The organism is Chitinophaga sp. W2I13 (genome assembly GCF_050434005.1).
In the GTDB taxonomy this organism is placed as follows: domain Bacteria; phylum Bacteroidota; class Bacteroidia; order Chitinophagales; family Chitinophagaceae; genus Chitinophaga.
In genome coordinates this window covers 192,759-212,242 of sequence record NZ_JBNPWD010000001.1, presented here as the reverse complement: position 1 = coordinate 212,242, position 19,484 = coordinate 192,759, and the positions used below count along the sequence as shown (strand labels likewise).

Annotated in this window: 19 protein-coding genes and 1 pseudogene; 6 read left to right on the top strand and 14 right to left on the bottom strand. The window is 43.4% G+C overall.

Going from position 1 to position 19,484, the window contains the following annotated elements; genetic code table 11:
* The first annotated feature begins 40 nt into the window (after positions 1-40).
* On the top strand, positions 41-898 hold the full coding sequence (locus tag QFZ48_RS00795) for an RNA polymerase sigma factor (protein ID WP_429046485.1): 858 nt from the start codon (positions 41-43) through the stop codon (positions 896-898).
* Between the two features lie 224 nt (positions 899-1,122).
* On the opposite strand, the gene QFZ48_RS00790 is transcribed toward QFZ48_RS00795, so the two are convergent.
* The 7 genes from QFZ48_RS00790 to QFZ48_RS00760 all read right to left on the bottom strand — a co-directional run bounded on the left by QFZ48_RS00790 (position 1,123) and on the right by QFZ48_RS00760 (position 5,728).
* On the bottom strand, positions 1,123-1,824 hold the full coding sequence (locus QFZ48_RS00790; protein WP_429065443.1) for a serine hydrolase domain-containing protein: 702 nt from the start codon (positions 1,822-1,824) through the stop codon (positions 1,123-1,125).
* Positions 1,825-1,936: 112 nt separating this feature from the next.
* On the bottom strand, positions 1,937-2,968 hold the full coding sequence (locus QFZ48_RS00785; RefSeq protein WP_429060682.1) for a PQQ-binding-like beta-propeller repeat protein: 1,032 nt from the start codon (positions 2,966-2,968) through the stop codon (positions 1,937-1,939).
* An 81-nt stretch (positions 2,969-3,049) separates the two neighbouring features.
* Positions 3,050-3,409 carry a nuclear transport factor 2 family protein gene (locus QFZ48_RS00780; protein ID WP_429060680.1) on the bottom strand — a complete coding sequence of 120 codons (360 nt, stop codon included), beginning with the start codon at positions 3,407-3,409 and terminating at the stop codon, positions 3,050-3,052.
* A 91-nt stretch (positions 3,410-3,500) separates the two neighbouring features.
* Complete coding sequence (locus QFZ48_RS00775; RefSeq protein WP_429060678.1) at positions 3,501-3,986, bottom strand: SRPBCC domain-containing protein; 486 nt, start codon at positions 3,984-3,986, stop codon at positions 3,501-3,503.
* On the bottom strand, positions 3,983-4,309 hold the full coding sequence (locus tag QFZ48_RS00770; RefSeq protein ID WP_429060676.1) for an ArsR/SmtB family transcription factor: 327 nt from the start codon (positions 4,307-4,309) through the stop codon (positions 3,983-3,985). The genes QFZ48_RS00775 and QFZ48_RS00770 overlap by 4 nt, the downstream gene beginning before the upstream one ends.
* 182 nt (positions 4,310-4,491) lie before the next feature.
* Positions 4,492-4,899, bottom strand: a complete 408-nt coding sequence (locus tag QFZ48_RS00765; RefSeq protein WP_429060674.1) for a VOC family protein — start codon at positions 4,897-4,899, stop codon at positions 4,492-4,494.
* 124 nt (positions 4,900-5,023) lie between these two features.
* On the bottom strand, positions 5,024-5,728 hold the full coding sequence (locus tag QFZ48_RS00760) for a DUF4386 domain-containing protein (protein WP_429060672.1): 705 nt from the start codon (positions 5,726-5,728) through the stop codon (positions 5,024-5,026).
* 106 nt (positions 5,729-5,834) lie between these two features.
* On the opposite strand from QFZ48_RS00760, the gene QFZ48_RS00755 reads away from it, so the two are divergent.
* Positions 5,835-7,031: an alpha/beta hydrolase gene (locus tag QFZ48_RS00755; protein WP_429060670.1), complete on the top strand. Its 1,197-nt coding sequence runs from the start codon at positions 5,835-5,837 to the stop codon at positions 7,029-7,031.
* Between the two features lie 84 nt (positions 7,032-7,115).
* On the opposite strand, the gene QFZ48_RS00750 is transcribed toward QFZ48_RS00755, so the two are convergent.
* The 3 genes and pseudogenes from QFZ48_RS00750 to QFZ48_RS00740 form a co-directional block, all read right to left on the bottom strand.
* Positions 7,116-7,910, bottom strand: coding sequence for a helix-turn-helix domain-containing protein (locus QFZ48_RS00750; RefSeq protein ID WP_429060668.1), 795 nt, complete (start codon positions 7,908-7,910; stop codon positions 7,116-7,118).
* 43 nt (positions 7,911-7,953) lie between these two features.
* Positions 7,954-8,868, bottom strand: coding sequence for an SDR family NAD(P)-dependent oxidoreductase (locus QFZ48_RS00745; protein WP_429060666.1), 915 nt, complete (start codon positions 8,866-8,868; stop codon positions 7,954-7,956).
* Between the two features lie 129 nt (positions 8,869-8,997).
* Positions 8,998-9,236 (bottom strand): annotated as a pseudogene (locus tag QFZ48_RS00740) (helix-turn-helix domain-containing protein); the annotation flags it as partial.
* A gap of 223 nt (positions 9,237-9,459) precedes the next feature.
* Here QFZ48_RS00740 and QFZ48_RS00735 point away from each other — a divergent pair.
* From QFZ48_RS00735 to QFZ48_RS00720, 4 genes are all read left to right on the top strand, one after another.
* Complete coding sequence (locus QFZ48_RS00735) at positions 9,460-10,224, top strand: SDR family NAD(P)-dependent oxidoreductase (protein WP_429046497.1); 765 nt, start codon at positions 9,460-9,462, stop codon at positions 10,222-10,224.
* Between the two features lie 46 nt (positions 10,225-10,270).
* The gene (locus QFZ48_RS00730; protein WP_429046498.1) at positions 10,271-10,894 is read left to right on the top strand and encodes an NADPH-dependent F420 reductase; all 624 of its coding nucleotides are present in this window, start codon (positions 10,271-10,273) and stop codon (positions 10,892-10,894) included.
* 561 nt (positions 10,895-11,455) lie between these two features.
* On the top strand, positions 11,456-13,729 hold the full coding sequence (locus QFZ48_RS00725) for an ATP-binding cassette domain-containing protein (protein WP_429046499.1): 2,274 nt from the start codon (positions 11,456-11,458) through the stop codon (positions 13,727-13,729).
* A 366-nt stretch (positions 13,730-14,095) separates the two neighbouring features.
* Positions 14,096-15,349 (top strand): TPR end-of-group domain-containing protein, encoded by a 1,254-nt coding sequence (locus tag QFZ48_RS00720; RefSeq protein ID WP_429060664.1) that lies wholly within the window; start codon positions 14,096-14,098, stop codon positions 15,347-15,349.
* Between the two features lie 234 nt (positions 15,350-15,583).
* Here QFZ48_RS00720 and QFZ48_RS00715 read toward each other — a convergent pair whose 3' ends face one another.
* The 4 genes from QFZ48_RS00715 to QFZ48_RS00700 form a co-directional block, all read right to left on the bottom strand.
* Positions 15,584-15,772: a hypothetical protein gene (locus tag QFZ48_RS00715; RefSeq protein ID WP_429060662.1), complete on the bottom strand. Its 189-nt coding sequence runs from the start codon at positions 15,770-15,772 to the stop codon at positions 15,584-15,586.
* 537 nt (positions 15,773-16,309) lie between these two features.
* Complete coding sequence (locus tag QFZ48_RS00710; RefSeq protein WP_429060660.1) at positions 16,310-17,053, bottom strand: hypothetical protein; 744 nt, start codon at positions 17,051-17,053, stop codon at positions 16,310-16,312.
* A 225-nt stretch (positions 17,054-17,278) separates the two neighbouring features.
* Positions 17,279-18,364: an AlbA family DNA-binding domain-containing protein gene (locus QFZ48_RS00705; RefSeq protein ID WP_429060658.1), complete on the bottom strand. Its 1,086-nt coding sequence runs from the start codon at positions 18,362-18,364 to the stop codon at positions 17,279-17,281.
* Between the two features lie 511 nt (positions 18,365-18,875).
* Positions 18,876-19,121, bottom strand: a complete 246-nt coding sequence (locus tag QFZ48_RS00700) for a TIR domain-containing protein (RefSeq protein WP_429060656.1) — start codon at positions 19,119-19,121, stop codon at positions 18,876-18,878.
* Positions 19,122-19,484 lie beyond the last annotated feature (363 nt).

Sequence of the window (19,484 nt, the reverse complement as noted above, 5' to 3'; positions counted from 1 at the left end):
GGCGGGGCCGCAACTATCTCGTTATTGATTAATTATATTAATGGAAAAAGAGGAGCTTCTTCTGTCGGCAATAGCCGGCGATATCAATGCCTTCCAGGCACTGTTTGCCGGATTTCAAAATCAATTGAAATCCTACCTGTACCGTTTAGTTACCGACCGGAACGACGTAGATGACCTGACCCATGATACCTTTGTCAGGGCGTTTACTAAAATCGGAACGTTTAACCGCAGATCATCGCTAAAAACCTGGGTATTCAGAATAGCCACCAACCTCGCCTACGATCACTTACGGAAATTAAAAAGATGGCAGGCTGATGCCCAGGACCGGGCGGCAGATCTGGCCATCAGTTCGGAGGAGATCCGGGAGGTTTTTTGGATGACGCATGATACGTCACCTGCAGGGGCTTATGAAATGAAAGAACATATAGACTATTGTTTCACCTGTATTTCAAAAACCTTGCCCATAGAAAACCAGGTGGCGCTGATCTTAAAGGACATTTACGATTTTCAGGTAAAGGAAATCTGCCTTATTCTTGGCAAAACCGAAGGGGTCATCAAACACCTGTTGAACGATGCGAGGAATACGATGACAAATATTTTTGAGCACCGGTGTGCGTTAATCAACAAGAATGGTATTTGCCACCAATGCAGCCATATCAACGAAATATTTAACCCCAAACAAAATCAGCAGGAAGAGCTGATGAAGCTGGAATTGGTAAAGGCTTCAAAGAAGTATAACCGGGAGCAGCTTTTTGAACTGCGCACTTTGCTGGTAAAGGCTATTGATCCTCTTAACGCGGCAGGCACGGACTTTCACGAGGAAATTATGAACTGTCTCAAAACAGCCATTGGCGAAAAGAGCGATTTTTTTGAGAGACGACGGAATAAAACAGAGTAATCCGTTTCCACGTAAAAATGCCGGTAATCATCTCCCTGTTTCGCATTTGAGCACTTTTTCCTTAGCAGATAATTCTGAAATATGGAGCTTTCTGACGATGCGTTGCAACGGTAATTTATTCATTACTGATGATCAGGGAACGCTACATGTTTTCAGGCGGGATTGAAAATTTTTCATGCATCACGAAATGCGCCCGATTGGCTTTCACCGGTACTTCATGAAGTTCAGATTGGCTGCGAAGCCACAATAGCTGCCAGTTCTTTTTCGAGGTTGTTACGATTTGCAAGGCTGTTGGTAAGTATTACGAAACCGGCGTTAAGCCGGGGAAAACATTCCAGCGAGCTGCGTGAGCCACCGGTTCCTCCGCTGTGTTCAAGAATTTTATATCCTTGAGGCGAACTATGGATAAACCAATTGAGGCCCATACCTTCCTTTTCGGTGCCAAATGTTACGCTGTGCGACAGCGCTATCGCCGGGCTTATCTCATGGTTGTTGGCGTTGATAAATTTAACCATGTCGGCCGTAGAGGACCGTAGCGCGCCCATAGCAGGGAGTTTAGAAATATCCCATAAGGGCACCACTTGTCGCAGCTCATTATGGGGCCAGGCGATGCGGCCGGCCGATAGTGATGCTATGTCGATGCGGGTATCTTTCATCTGCAAAGGCATAAGAATGGTATTGGATAAGATTGTAAAATAATCCTGTTTGTAAGTGTCCTCTAAAATGGTACCGAGCAACGCCACTGCCATGTTGGAGTAGGAGTATATTTTGCCGGGCAGTGTATCCATCTTCATCTGATGGAGTCCTTCATAGAGCAGTTGGCGATTATAGCCACGAAGCGGATTAAGGGAATGATAATCCGGCCTTTGCCACATATTAGGGAAAATGCGCGTTATTCTTGAGGTATGGTTGGCCAGATCGTTGATTGGGATTTATCTATGCTTGTCAATTAAAATAGTGAATGCACTAATTTCGTGAGAATTTAATAGAATCCAGAATATTTTGGGTGCTTAATTATCAAGTGTGATGTAGGTACTTTTACGCTTTTTCAAATACATGTAAGGTCTGTTCTGAATCCAGCACATACATGCGGTTATCAAATACATAAAATACATCTTCGGCTGCAGGGATCATCATACCTCTGAGGCCTGTTTTATTGCTATCGTGTATCCGGTAATGCCATAACAGGTCGCCGGTTTGTATATTCCATTCACTGATAATGGTGTCCAGGATACCTGCCAGGTATATTTTATTATTCCTGAATATTACGTTGGAATAAGGATCGATACCTGCAGACTTAATGCGCGATGACAGGTCCGCGCTATGAAGGCGTGTGCCGTCCGAGGCATTGACCTGCCATATTTCCGTATTCACAAAACACAGTATAGTCTGATCCGTAGCCTGGAATCTCATACCTGCACCTTGCGCCTGCCAGCATAACTGGCCGTTACTGGTATCGAGGCAAAGTAAATAGTCTGTTTGGCCGTTGGTGACGCCCGCGTATATTTGTCCTCCTTCCAACTGCGGACGCCCGATGATCTCATAACTACCTGCAGGCAGTCCCAGTTCATTTATGTTTACTTCCCACAGAAGGTGACCGTTTGTTGCGCTCAAACAGGAGAGCAACTGCTTTTTCTCAGTATGCGTAGCCACCAACTGATCTCCGTTGCCGGTAAAAAGGTGGGTATAGGCGCCATCAGCTTCCCAGATAAGGTTGGAATCCCGGAAATTATATTTGCTCAGCTTCCAGCCGTCAGCCGTTTTATTGCGGATGATCATGTTATCATCATACAGCAGCTTGATCTGCAGGCTGCCTGTATAATTGAATGGATATTCCTTTTTGACGTTGCTATCTGTATCCCAGGCAATGATCTTGTCCTTTGTCCGGATGATCACTTCCCGGTTCACCATTGCTGCAAGCACAAAAGGCGCTGTATCTGGTTCACTTTTGGTAACTGAAAGATGGTTGTCTATCCGGATAATAGCATTATCGCTGTTTTTATAAACAACGCCTGCTGCTGTAATGAGCGGTTCCGTTACCTGGTTTATCTGGCGGACTAATTGCATCATATTATTATGGAACTAAAATTTTCTGCTATCCTTTGTATTTGGAAATCGGGTGCCAGGGAAACCGGGCCCGGGTCCCTGAAATTATTTTTTATCGGTTATGGTCATCAGGTAGCTCGTCAGCTTTTTTATCAACCCGTTTTCCATTTCAAAAACATCACAGAATACAAGGTTGACAATAATTCCATTTTTTGTTTTGGCTTGAACGGTGCCTTCTGCGATGACTACATTTTCCTCTTCTGTCATCCTGGATACGTTGATAACGGGCTTGCCTGTAAACCCTTCGTTTTCAATTTCCTTATCAAAAGCAGCTTTCCCTTTGTGCAGATAAACGCCGGGAAGCACCCAGGTTATATCGTCGGTTAAGCAGGCAAGTATTTTAGCATGGTCTTGCTGGTTGAAAGCTTCCATGTATTTGGTAACCGTTTCTTTATTTTTACTCACGTGGTTTGATTTTGAAACATAAATGAAGCTGCTGAGCAGACATATTATAAGAAACAGCCAGGCAGGCTTTAAGCAGTGCATCATTTTGATATTATTTACCGGTTGATAATAGCGCGTTCAAACGGTCAAACATGCTGAACCAGCTTTGGTAGGCGCCGGTTTTTCTGGCTTCTGCTTCTGCAACAGTTTGATGCAGGGTAAGTTTTGTTTGCCCGCCGGACGACTCGAAGGTCACCGTGGTAATAATTGCCGCTGGCCAGTCTTTTGACTTTCCGGCGTCGGCTGCGCTGAGTAGCGTGCCTTGCTCATTACTCAGCTCCATTGTGAAAACGAGTTTTTCCGGAAAAGTTATTTCCTGGTATACTCCTGTAATCCAGCACTCTCCATGCACAGGATCGTGAATAACAGAATGAAATGTACCACCAACTTTAATATCTATCGACTTAAATACTATAGTGCATCCATCCGGTGCATACCAGTGTTGCAGATGCCTGGGATCTGTCCATGCCTCAAAAACAAGTTCACGCGGCGCATTAAACTGATACGTAATAAAAAGATCTTCTTTATTAGTCTTCATTTACCTTTGGATTTTTGTTGTTGTAAGTATTTATCTAATTTTTCAAACCTCCTGGTCCATAATTTCCTGGATTGATCTATCCAGGTTACTACCTCATCAAGTTGATCCAGCTGTACCTCGCAGAATCTTTCCCTTCCGCTTTGTTTGATAATCAGCAGACCGCATTCTTCCAGTATTTTCACGTGCAGGGATATGGCCTGCCTGGTCATATCAAACTTTTCTGCGACGGTGTTTACGTTGTACGACTGTGCTGCAATGAGGTTAATGATTTCCCTCCTGGTGGGATCGGCGATGGCCTGATAAACATCTCTTCTGATTTTCATAAATGCAAGTATATGCTTGCAAATATAAATGCAAGTATTTACTTGCCAAAATGTTTTTTTAGAATATCGATTTTATCTTGCAAAAACAAGGCGCTCCTTTTTAGCAAGCGCCTTGTTTTTTGGTAAGTATCGTGTATTCTCCTAAGCGTTCATGATTTTTGTCCAACCTCATGTTTAAGTGGTTAATCCTGGTTGGGCATTTTGGTGGGGTCCATAAAAAATATTTCCCAGGTGTGTCCATCAAGGTCCTCTATTCGCCGTAGTTGCATAAACCCGTAATCTATCATAGGCGTTGGCTCTGTTCCTCCCGCTTTTAATCCATGCACAACAACTTCATTCATTTTATCAACACTTTCAACTGATAAGGCAAATAGGCCTGCAATATTGCTTTTTGTGTCAGCTATTGGTTTTTTCGTAAATGTCTGGAACCTTTCATGGCTCATAATCATAACGAAAATTGCATCGCTCCAAACCATGCATTTTGCCTGGTCGTCAGAAAACTGCGGATTGATTGCAAACCCAATTTGAGTGTAAAACTCCAGTGATTTTTGAATGTCTTTTACTGCAAGATTGATAAATACCTGTTTCATTTTTTAAAATTTTATTGTTGTTATTGATGCAAAGATGAAAAGACAAAAATGAAAAAGCCTTCACAAATGTTGAGAAAGTAAAAATTTATTTGCTATGACTAAAAATCAGGCTTAATGGAGTAGGCTAACTGACCTTATTTTCTTTTATCCCTGCAAAAATAAGCCATAAACAAACCGCAGCCTCTCCAATGAAGGATGGGAACAGAATATAAGGGAACAAGGGATTAGCAAAGCCGCGTGAAAGGAACATTATAAAGCTGTTAAGGATATAACATAACCCCGCAACGGCATACAATATGCCCAATACCTTTGGGATATGCCATGATTTAAAGATAAGCCAACCGATTATGATGCAGTAAAATCCAAAAAACACCAGCCCGATGGCATATCCTTGTGATTGAAAGTCCAGGGCCATGGCAGATAACGCTGCTAATTGATCAGGTTGAAAAATACCCGGGTACTCTTTACCGCCCAGAATTATCAATGGATATAACTGGTATAAAATATTCATCGCAAATATTGCATTTGAGATGATCACAAAAAAGATCGCAAGGATGGTGTTCCCTTTGTAGATCGGGCTAAATAAAAGGTAAAAGAATAATATCACCGGCAACCCGCAAATAAAGTTTAGCAGGTCGGCGAAAAAGCCCAAACGATAAAATAACTCATGGGATTGTATGTTCCTGGCCGTTGCCATTGCATCATTGGGAACAGCTAATGCCTGGCGGACAAACACCTGTGCGAACAGCCCGGCGGCAATAACTACCAAATAAAGAAAACCAGCAATTCGCGCATTGCTTTTTAAGGAAGGGAAGGAGCTGTCCTGCATTGGGATAAATTAATATGGCCTGTTGAATGAGACATAAAGCTATTCATTTACAATGATTATTTCAGGAAAAGCGTCATATTTACAATTAACTTACAGTCCAAATTATATGAAATCCGGTTTCCTATTTTTTATTATACCGTTATTTTTTTCATTTAAGGCAATTGCCCAAACGGTAGAACCAATTAAGTCCGATCAGGGAGAAGTGGTGACGATACATTCCGGCATCCTTAAAGAAGATCGAAAGATAATGATATACACACCAAAGGATGCTGACAATCGGGAGAAAAAATATCCGGTAGTCTATATACTGGATGCCGACAATCATTTTACCCAAATGGTAGAATATTCTAAATACCTCAGCCGGCAGGATGTGTATGTTATTCCGCCACTGATTATTGTAGGAATAACAAATACAGACCGTAACCGTGACCTCACTCCATCTCACAGCAATATTGATTATTATGGAAAACCGGATACCACTGCTAATTCCCCGTATAAGAACAGCGGAGGGAATGAGCATCTTTTTCAATTCATTCAGAAAGAACTTATACCTTATATCGATTCAAATTACAAAACTCAACCTTACCGCATTTTTGCGGGACACTCATTCGGGGCGCTGACAGCCATCAATTGCCTCCTTAATTATCCGGATATGTTTGACGCATACATTGCCGTGAGCCCATCCTTCTGGTGGGATCAGAAATTCCTGCTGAAGCTCGCGGATAAAAAAATGAAAACAGGATCAACTTTATCGAAAACACTTTTTTTTAGTGATGGCAATGAAGGTTCTTCACCTGGATCAACATTTCATACCGATGTTTTAAAGTTTGATTCCCTGCTCAAAAAGCGGAACATCAAAGGATTGGATTTTGAATATATGAGCTATCCGGTTGAGAGTCATATGACCGTTACTATCAAATCATATTATGATGGACTTCGGTTTATCTATCACCAGTGGCCACTACCTGCGGTAAGTGATGAGGAGATCAATCCCGAGATCATTATGAGACACTATAAAGAATTATCACAAAAGTTTGGTTATCCGATTTTGCCTGACGAAGCATATGTCAATGGCTGGGCACAATGGATAGTAAAAAATCCGGCAACCCTGAATAATGGCATTAAGCTACTGGAGATGAATACAATTAACTATCCGTCTTCTTCAAAAGCCTTTGCGGCTTTGGGCGCAGCATATGCTTTGAAAGGAGAAAAGCAGAACGCTATCGCTTCGTACAAAAAGGCCAGCGAATTGAATCCTGCATCAAATGAAATTAAATCGCGCTTGTTGGAGTTGCAGAAATAACATAGATATGCCTTCTACCAATCAGGTTTTTCAAATCCGCTAATATAGACAGCTAAGTAACCTTCACATGTAAGCCTGTTGGACTTACATGGTTCCTTTTGCAAACTCCGATGGTGCAATTCCAAAATGTTTCTTAAATGCAAAAGAAAAGTGCGACAATGCTTCAAAGCCTAACTCAAGATAAATGTCGGAGGGTTTTGCAGCCTCTTTTTCCAGGAGAAAACGGGCTTCGCCCAAACGTTTTTGCACTAACCAGCGATTAGGCGTGTCGTTAAAGATCGCTTTGAAATCCCGCTTGAAGGCAGATAAGCTACGCCCGGTTAAGTAGGCGAACCGGGCAACACTTACATTGAATTTGTAATTTCGGTTCATAAATTCTTCGAGATCTATTTTCCCGGGAATACCGTAATCAAAGAATAGTCCCGATAATTCTGGCTGCAGTTGCAACAGTATTAGGAGCAGTTCTTCCCGCTTTACATCAAAAAATGCTTTGTCCATTTCTCCACGACTATTGTAGTAAGGAGTTAAAGATCGAATAAACGCAGGAATCAGCTCATTGCTTGCCGGGCGTATAAAGTTTTCAGCAGATCGGAACTTTACGGCATTTATCCGGTGTTTGTCCTGGAATTGTTTTAAGAACGGTTCATCGAAAACAAAAATGATTTTCTCAATCACATACTGCTTTTTGGTAGCGGTCTGCCGGCCCAAGCGGTTTTTACGGGCAATGCCATATTCGCCCGACTTCAAGGTGTAATTTTTATCGCCGTAATAACCGTTCACACACCCTTTCACAACATAGAAAAAGAGATGCTCGCCAATGAATTGTTCCCTTGCTATTGCAGGACCAACGAGAGTCGTTTTGTTGACAGAAGCTTTCATCTTGATCTCCCTAAGTTAATCATACTTATCTTAACAATAATAATTAAACCCTTGACAATAGGGTGCGCGTCTCCGCAACAACGAGCTCCTGAAATTTTGGATCCTGCACCAACATGGAGCCGAGCATGGGCAGTCCTTTTTCGTCGTAATAAATGCCTGTTTTACCAGACTCGCTGGTTAGAACTGCTGTCTCCAGGCGTGCCGCCCGCTTTGGGGTGCTCCAGTATTTAATATATGGAGCGACCAGCGGGAGCAAATAATTTCCTATAAAACGAAGGAAGCCATTGGCGTCCCTGCCTAGTCCCGTGTTCGGAATGAAGCCTGGTTCGATGGCATTGATGTGCAACCGTGGCGTTTCACGGGATAGAGCCAGGGCCGCGGCAAGGATACATTGCTTAGATGTTGCGTATGCGTCTGCCCCCGGCATTTTAGAGCCGCCGGGCTCCCATTCACCGCGGGCGCCCGCCTCTACAGAAATAAAGCGGCCACCGCGGAAGCCGGCGGCGTTCGCAGGTTTCCGCCCGGGATCCTCTACTCCGGAGGCAACAAAAGCGATATTTGCGCCATCAGGCAGATATGGTATAAGTTCCTCGGTCAACGCAAATGGCCCCAGGTGGTTCGTAGCGAAGGTCGTGTCCCAATCCTGCGCACTCCTTGTGGCACGCATTTGCATGATACCTGCGTTATTAAGTAGCCCGGTAATCGGGATATCGAGCGAGATGATTGCTGCAGCAGCACGCCGGACACTAATAATATCAGACAGATCGCAAACGACAGGGACCGCATCCTGCCCCTTTTCTTTAATAAGCCGCTGCATTTGTTCCAGCTTTTTAAGGTCCCGGCCCATCAATACCACGGTACCATACTTTGCAAGCTCAAGTGCCGTAAGGCGACCAATACCGGAGGTCGGACCCGTAATAATGAACGCCTTCTTATTCTTCAAAACAGTCTTTGACATGATTTTATCTTTCTTTTAAATGATACTACAAAACTCGCCATTAATATGCGCGGCAGTTTTCTTCAAAAGCCCAAAGTTGTTGTATTGAAAAGTCCAATTTGGGGAGACCGTAATCATTTTGGTAGCCGGTTAGTTTTTGAAAGACTGTCTGAATGCAAGGGGAGATAGTTGTGTTTGGGCTTTAAACAACCTGCTAAAAGATTGCAAATGTTCAAATCCCAGTTCATAAGCGATTTCGCTTATGGACAGGTCGGTGGTGGAGATTCTTTCTTTGGCCCTTTCTATCAGCTTTCATGGATGTAATGCTGTGTGTTTTGCCCTGTATGCATACGTAACAAGCTGCTTAAGTATTTGGGAGAGATATTGAGCAGGGCATTATTACTCAGTTTTATGCAAACGTCAGCCGCCGGATGGTGTTAAATTCAACCGGAATGCGCTTTGTTTTAACTGAAGTGACGACTTTGAGTAGAATCTATTTTACAACACAATGTTACTGAGTTACACCGATGTTACTGTTATTTTTCAGTACTAAGTTACTTTAGATAACTTAGGTGGTCTACCTTTGCTGCTCAATCTTTAAAAAAGGAAATAATGAGCAGATTAACGAACAAAGTAGCAGTTATTACAGGTGGTAATAGTGGCATTGGATTTGGCATTGCCCGGGAATTTAAAATTGAAGGTGCTAAAGGAGCTATTGTTGGGAGAAATAAGGAAACTTTAGATAGTTCCGTAGCTCAACTTGGAGATAATTTTATAGCCATAAATGCTGATGTAACCAGCATTACCGACCTGGAAAGAGTCTTTAAGGAAACATCTGAAAAATTTGGTAAAATAGACGTGATTGTAGCCAATGCAGGTGGTGCCGTTACTGGGGCAACATTTGGTTCTGTGGCAGATATCGGCGAAGCCGACTATGACAAGACAATGGATTTAAACCTGAAAAGTGTTTACCTCACTGTTCATAAAGCACTGCCCTATATGAATGATGGGGGTTCGATTATTCTTATCGCCTCAAATGCGGCGCATCGGGCATATCCGTCTTTTACGCTTTATGGTGCTGCGAAAGCCGCTGTAATCCATTTTGCAAAAGGATTTTCAAATGACCTTTTAGCTAGAAAGATCAGGGCAAATGTAATATCACCAGGTACAACAGATACACCGGTATTTGACAGGTTTGTTCCGGTAGAACAACTTGAAGCGGTGAAAAAGTACTGGGCAGATGTAATGCCGATAGGGCGAATCGGGCAGCCATCTGACATTGGTAAAACAGCGGTTTTCCTGGCTTCTGATGATTCTTCGTTCATGCTTGGTGCTGAACTTCTTGTTGATGGTGGCCTTAGCTATTTATCTAAATAATTGACCCACGCGGGTTTGCAACCCGTATCAATAAATAATTTTCAAAATGAGTAAATTAAAAAAAGAAGTGGCGAGCTACGCAATTATCGGCTTCGGCAATATTGGCCAGGCCCTGGCCAAGGCGTTTGCCCGCAACGGCATCGAAGTATCCGTTGCAACCACGCGCAACCCGGAAAGCTTTGCAGCCGCCGCGGCAGCGATCGGGCCGGAGATCCTTCCCACAACATTGGCGGAAGCTGTGAAGGCGGACGTCATCTTTTTAGCTGTCCGTTTTGAGTCGCACCCGGATGTCGCGAAGGCGCTGCCCAACTGGCAGGGGAAGATCATCGTTGATGTGACCAATGCCTACGGTGTGCCCCCTGAGAAACTTGGAGGACAGCCTTCTTCCAGGTTCGTGGCCCAGGCATTCACTGGTGGAAAACTCGTTAAGGGCTTCAACCATTTGATTGCTGCCATTCTTGATCAGGATCCCACCGTACATGGTGGCAGGAGAGTTGTGTTCCTGGCGGGCGACGATGAGGGCGCAGTAGCGGAGATTGGTGCGCTCGCTGAGAATCTCGGTTTTTCACCCATCAAACTTGGAGGGCTTTCGGAAGGAGGACTGCTTGTGCAGGCGCGCGGAAATAGCTGGGGTCAACTGATATTTAAGGACCTGGTCAAGTTCGGCTAATGAATCTTGATGGCAAATTTTGATGCGATCATTCCCCATGGACAAATAGAATCACAGTTTGATTGAAGGAGGTCGACGCCCCGATCTGGCGTACGCTCATTTATAGGTCTGCTTGACGCCTTCCAGCCCGGGGGGCGTTTCGCTTGCCCGGGATACAATAGCTAAGCAGGCGGCAAATGGTCTTGACCTGCTTTTTTTTCTAGAAAATCGTTTGTTTTTATAGGGGCTTTTAATAAATTTATTTAGCCCAATAGTACGCCAAACCTATTTTAAAAAGGGAAAAATAGCCCCTGTTACAAAATCTCAATGCAGGAATTTAAACTTGAGTAGACACTGCCTTAGAGAATGTGTCAAAGAATGGCGGCACAGTTCCAAATAAAGCAACAATTGAGGATGGTGCCGGAAATCAGCGGATAGTCATTTGGGTCACATCACATTTTCTTGTTCACAAAAAAGTTGCCGGCTCAAGGTTATGGTTTAATGAAATATGTTCCTTCCCAATTGCATCAGAGATAGAAAGTGGCGGCATTCTTGTTGTGTACCTCGTCATAATTTGTGCTTATGCAACCACGTAATAAAGACATGATCATCATTAAAGGCGCCCGCGAAAACAATCTCCGGAATATCAATGTAGATATACCCAAGAAAAAGATCACTGTGCTCACTGGTGTTTCCGGTTCAGGAAAATCGTCACTGGTATTCGATACCATTGCTGCAGAAGCACAACGGCAGCTGAATGAAACCTTCAGCAGCTTTATCCGGCATCGACTGCCGCACTATGGTCAGCCGGATGCCGACCTGATGCAGAACCTGAGCCCTGCCATTATTGTTGACCAGAAACAGATCAGGGGAAATGCCCGCTCTACCGTAGGCACCATTACGGATATTTATTCGCTGCTCCGTTTATTGTATTCCAGGATAGGAAAACCTTTTGTGGGCTATTCCAACGTTTTTTCTTTCAATCACCCGGAAGGCATGTGCCCGGTGTGTGACGGTATCGGTACCACAACAACCATTGACGTGGAAAAATTGTTCGACCGCAGCAAATCCCTGAACGAAGGCGCTATCCTGTTTCCTTCTTTTGCACCGGGAACAGCTTTGTGGAAACGCTTTGTGATGTCGGGATTTTTTGACAACGATAAAAAGCTGAAAGACTATTCTGAAGAAGAATGGCAATTACTTTTATACCAGGAAGAAATTAAACCCAAACACCCTGCGCCGGGATGGTGGCCTTCTGCGAAGTATGAAGGCGTAATGCCACGGTTCACCAAAAGGTTCCTGGCTAAAGAACCGGAAGATAGCCAGAAGTCGTGGCAACAGCCGCTGCGGCGGGTGGTAACCAAAGGCCCCTGCCCGGAATGCAAGGGAGCCCGCCTCAACGCCAAAATACTCAGTTGTAAGATTCATGGAAAGAACATTGCGGAAAATGCGGCACTGCAGGTAAGCGATCTTATAAAAGAAATAGCGCGCATCAAAGAACCGCAGGCGGCTACTATGGTGGCCGCCATCATCGAAAGACTTTCACACCTGGATGGTATCGGGTTGGGATATTTGAGCCTGAACCGTGAAACCTCCACACTTTCCGGCGGCGAATCCCAACGGGTAAAAATGGTGCGGCACCTTGGCAGCAGTTTGTGTGATATGATGTACATCTTTGATGAACCCAGCACTGGTCTTCATGCGCGTGACGTGCATCAGCTCAATTTGCTGATGAAGGGTTTGCGCGATAAAGGAAATACCGTATTGATAGTGGAACATGATCCCGATGTAATCAGCATCGGCGACCATATCATAGATATGGGGCCGGGAGCCGGAAAGCATGGCGGGCAAATAGTATTTGAAGGCACAGTAAAAGGTTTGCTGAAATCGGGTACATTAACGGGTACGGCCCTCCGCAAACAACCACAGCTCCGGGAAAAGGTGAGAACTGCTACCGGCAGCTTGCGTGTACGCAATGCCACATTACATAACCTGCAAAAGGTAAGCGTAGATATTCCCAAAGGCGTGTTAACGGTGGTTACCGGCGTAGCCGGATCGGGAAAAAGCAGCCTGATCAACGGTGTGCTGCCCCGCTTGTACCCAGGCATTGTTTGTATCAACCAGCACGCATTGGCGGGATCTGTGCGATCGAACCCGGCCACCTACACCGGGATATCAGATATTATCCGGCAGCTGTTTGCCCGGGCCAATAAAGTAAGCGCCGGCCTGTTCACTTTTAACGGAGAGGGCGCATGCCCGGCGTGTAAAGGACTCGGCGTAACCTCCCTCGACCTGGCCTTTATGGATGCCGTGGTAACCACCTGCGAAGTATGCCAGGGCAAACGTTTTACAGATAACGTGCTGGGCTATACGCTGCGTGGCAAAAATATTGATGAAGTATTGAAGCTGAATGTAGAGGAAGCGATACAGTTTTTTACAGAAGAAGAGGTTGTGCGCGTGTTGCATCGTTTACACGAAGTAGGGCTGGACTACCTCACCCTGGGGCAGCCACTGGACTCTCTCTCCGGCGGCGAAAGGCAGCGGATCAAACTGGCTGCCGAGCTGGAAAATACCGGCAATATTTATATTTTGGATGAACCCACCACCGGGCTCCATTTGTCGGATGCGGCTAATTTAACAGGACTCTTGAACCGGTTGGTCGACAACGGCAGCACCGTAATAGCTATTGAGCATAACCTGGACGTGATCAGCCAGGCGGACTGGATTGTTGACATGGGTCCCGGCGCCGGCCGCCAGGGAGGTAAAGTGATCTTTGAAGGCACACCCGCTGATCTCATTAAAGACAAGTCTTCACAAACAGGCATCTTCCTGAAAAAATATATTCATCCCCGTTAGTCCCCGCAAAAAAAAACATTATCGCGCGGTTATTTCTTCCTGAATATTAAACTACACCAGGAAAGAACTGTTTCAGGCAACTCCGCCTGAGGAGCGATAACCCGTGAGCACACCTGCTGCTTGTGAGGTTGCCTTTTTTGACACCACATAACCAGCCATCTTTATTTTATTTATCAGGAGCATTTATGGCTCCCGTGTTTGCGTTGGACCTGCGACTGTATACAAATCTCACGGAAAAAAGTGTCCTGTTATTATGTGAATTTTTAATTAAGTTTGATGTAAACATCGCCATTGATAATTTGTGAATTACACGGCTTTCATTATCTGAACTATCGTTATCCTTTATATAAAAATCTTCCTTTTTATATGTTTAAATTCAAACAACTTTTAATTCTTTTTCTGCTAACCGGCACTGCAACAATTGCCCAGGTGAAACCTGAGGAAATAGCCGATAGTCTTTATAAAGCCAAAAATTTCAAAGAAGCCGGTAAGTATTACTTAAAAGCGACGGAGAACGTCGATTTTATGGTCCTGAAATCAAGTAATTACTATAACGCAGCATGTTGTTATGCCTTAAACGGTCAAAAAGATAGTGCCCTGGTTTTACTCACGAGTGCGGTTAATGGCGGTTATAAAAATGCCGATCAAATAAAAAAGGACACTGATCTTGAATCTTTGCATTCCTTGCCGGGCTGGTCGGAACTTATCAATAGCATAAAGACAGTTAAGAACAGCACAACAGATCCTTATAAGGCTAAACTGATCACCAGCGATGTAAAGAACTTTTGGAAGGCATACGAGCTGGCTAAGAAAGATACGGCTCACGCCCTTGATCTTTATAAGAAATACTATGTGGAACCCGCTTCAAATGGACTTGAGGATTATCTGGGTTATAAAGTCAAAAACCTGAAGAATTTTGTAAAATCCGTAAACACCAAGCCTCAGTTTTACGCTGCTGTACGTAAAAATACTTTTGCCGTTGATCAGCAAAAACCCCGAATGATCCAAAGCTTTGTCAAGTTCAAACAAATTTACAGCAAAGCTCAGTTTCCTGATATTTACTTCGTGATAGGCGCATTTAACTCAGGCGGAACCAGTACTGACGCTGGCTTATTAATTGGCGTGGACCAATCCGCCCGGACTGCAGAAGTTCCTGTTAAAGAACTGAACTTATGGCAGCAGAATAACTTCGCAGACCTGGAGGCTTTACCACATCTGATAGCACATGAGCTCATTCATTTTAACCAGGCCGGACGTGGGGGCGACACCACCCTTCTTGCCGGGGCGCTCATCGAAGGTATGGCCGATTTTATTGGGGAGCTGATATCAGGTCACACGGCTAATGAACGCCTGTTTGTTTGGGCTAAAGGCAAAGAAAAGCAGATCTGGGCAGATTTCCAGAAGGAAATGTATTTGAACAGGTCCCGCAACTGGATAGCTAATTCCGATCAGGAAACTCCAGACAAACCTGCCGACCTGGGATATTGGGTGGGATATCAGATCTGTAAAGCTTACTACGACAAAAGCACCGATAAAAACAAAGCCGTAAACGACATCCTTAACATAAAAAATTATAAAGAGTTTTATATCAAAAGTGGCGCGGAGCAGATGTTTAGGTAATCGTTTTGTTGCACGCCGTCTTTGCCGTGGCCAAGGGCCGGGCGCTCAAAAAGCGGCAACGCTCAATCTTTCCCGTATTCTGATGTTAAGCAGGCACTTAATGATTTTAAGAAGTGTCCGCCGTACGAAGCTCGATTGCCACCTCTTTGCTCCCGGGCGATGATCTTTTTTATCCGCATCGCTATATGTGTGATAGCTACTACTTAACCATATAAAAAACCCTGTACTGTCAGATTAAGTAGTAGCTATTACAAAGTCGTTGGTCGTGAGTTCTTCTAACAATCCATCAATCACCTGGATTTGTGATTCCAGTAGCCTTTGTGCAGGACTTGGGTCAATAGGTGTAGGATCTGGCAAGAGTAAATTTCTATACGCTTTTACGGTTTTCTCATTTTTTGCAATGGCAGCATTGATACGCTCCATTTCCTTTAGACGGTGTTTTTCCCACTCCTGAATAGTTTGGGGTGTTACTAGTAGCTTAATGTAACCATCGGCAACCCACTTTTGAAGTTGTCGAAGGTTAAAAACCAAATTCTGTTTGTGAAACCAGGTTACGTAATAGATTAGTATCTATTACCAACCAAATAGGTATGTTATTTTCAGTGGAATTATCCGGTTCCATGTCGTAAAAATGTATTGAAGTTCATTAATACCGTTAAGTTCCCTTGTAGCTGGCAGGTTAGTCTATGGACTATAGTGCATTCCCCCGAGTGGTCAGGGCATGGGGATAGCCACATTTAGTATATCTGCGGCGCTAATTCTGCTAAAGTTGCCATATCGAATTGGGTACTTGCTTTCATAAGTGTTATTTAGAAGGTTATGTAGATGGACCAAAGATACGCATTATATGCGATTGGAGGTGTCATATTGCCCGGCGCAATACTTGAATATTATCGGTAAGCGCCTGTGTATTAACTTGATATTTGATATTATAATTTGATATGCGGTGGGAAATCAGGTTCACCTAATCTCCAAATTCTTAATATTAAAAGTATAATCGAACAAATATGAATAGATCGGATAAGGTCCTTCACCACTTTGCCCCTCCAAAACAATCCCAGGTGAAAGATAACGTTGCATCAACATTCCATGACTAGCATAGTTATGGCTGGGAAAATGCAACCTAGTTAAATCTTCCACTTCTTTTAAATGCGCATCTTGATTAAATGAAAACTCTGGCAATACCTCCTTAAAAGCAATCCTGAATATTGGCCGATATCTATGATGTGCCGCCCGAATTGTGTTAAATCGATAGGTATCTAAATAGTAGATGGTATAATAGGGACATAGCAGGGATACAACCACCACAAGCTCCCGGCTATGGAAAATTTCTGGTGTAGAAAAATCTGGTGTTTTAAGTTTGATACGTACAACATAGCTGGGAAACTGGATATAAGCCATGTCCAATAGCTCCCAATTATGCTGTTTCAATTCTCTTACGAATATCGACCACGCCGTTTCTTTGCCCTCGGTCAGGTCGCTTATTTTGTTGGCTAGAATATGATCCCGCTCCATCATTCTTCTAGGCTGGTTATAGTATTCAGGTAGTCCGATGGGATAATACTGGTGAATATACCTCAGCAGATCAAGCATTATCTCATCTGCTTTTGATGAGTCAAACGTCTGGGTTGGATACATTTTAAATCCTTTTTTACCAACGGAGAAATTACATAACATTTCTGAAATTAAAAAATCAGCTCTCAAAGTTATTTTACTAAACTATCGGCTTCAGAACGTTGTACCCACGGCCAAGTAATAGATCCTGAAAACTGGTTTATTCCGGGGTTGCTCTGGATGCCCCACTTCTTAGTATTATCATTATCCCAAAGGACATCGCGACAAAAATGAAAAATTATGGAAGCTATATAAAGCCAGACACAGGTAATTATTGTAATGCCTTTAGGTTTTGCGACTACTTTCTGTTTACAATTAATCCAATAGTCTTTTGCCTAGTGGTGTACGCGTAAAATCCCATTCAAATGCTTTAATACCCTGGCTGCTTAGCGATCGGATGATTTCCTGCTCGGATTTACCGTCCTCCAATGTAATTTCATAGGCTGGCCGGTTTTCAAATGCGTTCTCAGCATTCAACTGGTTGTGTACCTCATTTTGCACCGTGTGGGAAATTTTATAGCGAGTGATAGTTAATGGTACATTGTCCGCCCAAAAGGTTAAATCAACTGTAAAATTCTGGATATGGCGGCGATAGATTAGGGGAGCGTAAATTAGGAACTTCCGATATACTGGCATATTATTAAGCAGTCTTCGGGGATCATCAATCTTCAATGAAGCTCTTGGGTTAGTAAGATCTGCAATTTCCATGTTGTCTTCTAAAAATAAGCCAGCTCCTGCCACTCTAATTTCATAAAATAGATTGGCAGCTGGGATGTGGCGATCAAGATTAAAAAGATACATCATACCTGGTATGACAACGTGGCTGCCTCCTTGACGGGAGCCACCAAATTCGACGTATCCCTGTATTGCAGGTTGCTTTACTTGTTTTATGAGGGCTTCTACAAAATGATGCGGCGCCGGTTTGGAAAGACTATCAAACCGGGCATAATAACGGCCGTCATATTGGTGGGGAGGATATTCGCTGCGCTGTACTTCTATAAGGTAAACAAATTTATTTCCCTTTAACTGTACTGCCTCAAACCGAATGCCGTGCGGAGCCGGGCTGACATTACTGAAAATGAGACCCATAAAGCGATCCTTTCCAATTGAAAACTCTACGGGTGCCAGATTGCCTTTAACTATATGCTCACCGGTAGTTGGGTCTTTGGTAGGTTGAGGAGCCCCCCATATCACGATGCCACCACCACTGTTTAGCATAGCTGCTACTGACCGAATAATTTTACCGATCTTCTCAGGCTCCTTGGCGTTGTCACGCTTGTCATAGCTTTTGTATTCAATGGTATTGGATTCTTGACGGTCTGTTTTAAAATATTCTATCAAGTCCTCTTCGGTGATTGCATCAATAGGCATCCCGAAAAGGGAAGAAAACATATCTATCATACGTATTGCTTTTATAAATTTAATGGAGAATGCGTTTGGGTTGGATTAATCAAGAGGTTGATAACAGTCTACCATCTGCATATTTAGGATTTACTGCAACATCTACAAAATCTACAGCGCCGCGAAGCTTCTAGTAGTTCCAGCCACTTTACTTGCCGGGTGAGTGTTCTTTCATATAGGTGGTCAATTTCGCATAGTTCTCGATGTCAAGCAAACTTATCTTAAATAAGAGCATATTACTAATAATATTTAAGAAGCTGTTCACCTCCTGCGAGATACTTCTGGCTATCCGGACTTTTTTTAGTTCTTTTAGCGTATCTAATGGGTTCAAACCACTTATTTCGTCTTCCAACTTTTTCAAATACTGATTCCAATATATTACATAGGCTAGCCTGTCTGTGGGTGTGAAAATTTTGGCGTTATCATCTAGTACTGGTATTATTTTTTTAAGACAATCTCTATCACGCATTACATGAAGTACCTCAGTCATGCAGTTTAAAGATTCTAGGTATTATTTTGAAATGAGTAAAATTGCAAAATCATTTCCTCGAATAGATTCCATGAAGTTTGAGATACTGTCTTTATAAGTTAAGTCAAGATCATCCTTACTTATAATGAAGCCTTGCTGGGATAATAATTCTGCTATCCGGTTAGCTGTTAATTTTGTGACCCAATTGTAAGAGATGAATACAGAAGTTGGCGCAGGCAGTAGGACCGCCTTAATGCCCTTAGAAAAGCCACCGTCTTCTAAAAACATCTCAGTTGCTAGTGAGTAGGCAATATATCTGCCACCGATTGGTGGGGCAATTTACTATAACTTATAATGACATGACGGAGCTTTATCATATTAGAAATGTAGTAATTAAGCCCGAGGACCAAATAATGTTTATCCCACCGGTGCCTGATCTGCCTATATCACAGCTGGATTGCAAGCCGGTAGATCCTCTTCGTGTTTTCAAGCGTAAAAATTGGAAGGCCTTTAGAGCCCAGCATTTAAGAAATCTAAATAAGGGTGTTGATTAACTTTTAATTTAAAATGGGAGCTGGCAAATACTTGGGGCCTTGTTCGGTAAGTTTGGATTTGTCTAATCGAAGCTTCATCTTAGAAATGTAAATTGGA

Coding starts and splice junctions, on each gene's coding strand:
- QFZ48_RS00725 (WP_429046499.1), top strand. CDS start 11,456: ATGCAACCACGTAATAAAGACATGATCATCATTAAAGGCGCCCGCGAA.
- QFZ48_RS00795 (WP_429046485.1), top strand. CDS start 41: ATGGAAAAAGAGGAGCTTCTTCTGTCGGCAATAGCCGGCGATATCAAT.
- QFZ48_RS00765 (WP_429060674.1), bottom strand. CDS start 4,899: ATGAAACAGGTATTTATCAATCTTGCAGTAAAAGACATTCAAAAATCA.
- QFZ48_RS00715 (WP_429060662.1), bottom strand. CDS start 15,772: ATGGAGCGTATCAATGCTGCCATTGCAAAAAATGAGAAAACCGTAAAA.
- QFZ48_RS00770 (WP_429060676.1), bottom strand. CDS start 4,309: ATGAAAATCAGAAGAGATGTTTATCAGGCCATCGCCGATCCCACCAGG.
- QFZ48_RS00785 (WP_429060682.1), bottom strand. CDS start 2,968: ATGATGCAATTAGTCCGCCAGATAAACCAGGTAACGGAACCGCTCATT.
- QFZ48_RS00745 (WP_429060666.1), bottom strand. CDS start 8,868: ATGTCAAAGACTGTTTTGAAGAATAAGAAGGCGTTCATTATTACGGGT.
- QFZ48_RS00705 (WP_429060658.1), bottom strand. CDS start 18,364: ATGATAGATATGTTTTCTTCCCTTTTCGGGATGCCTATTGATGCAATC.
- QFZ48_RS00760 (WP_429060672.1), bottom strand. CDS start 5,728: ATGCAGGACAGCTCCTTCCCTTCCTTAAAAAGCAATGCGCGAATTGCT.
- QFZ48_RS00730 (WP_429046498.1), top strand. CDS start 10,271: ATGAGTAAATTAAAAAAAGAAGTGGCGAGCTACGCAATTATCGGCTTC.
- QFZ48_RS00735 (WP_429046497.1), top strand. CDS start 9,460: ATGAGCAGATTAACGAACAAAGTAGCAGTTATTACAGGTGGTAATAGT.
- QFZ48_RS00775 (WP_429060678.1), bottom strand. CDS start 3,986: ATGAAGACTAATAAAGAAGATCTTTTTATTACGTATCAGTTTAATGCG.
- QFZ48_RS00720 (WP_429060664.1), top strand. CDS start 14,096: ATGTTTAAATTCAAACAACTTTTAATTCTTTTTCTGCTAACCGGCACT.
- QFZ48_RS00755 (WP_429060670.1), top strand. CDS start 5,835: ATGAAATCCGGTTTCCTATTTTTTATTATACCGTTATTTTTTTCATTT.
- QFZ48_RS00750 (WP_429060668.1), bottom strand. CDS start 7,910: ATGAAAGCTTCTGTCAACAAAACGACTCTCGTTGGTCCTGCAATAGCA.
- QFZ48_RS00700 (WP_429060656.1), bottom strand. CDS start 19,121: ATGTTTTTAGAAGACGGTGGCTTTTCTAAGGGCATTAAGGCGGTCCTA.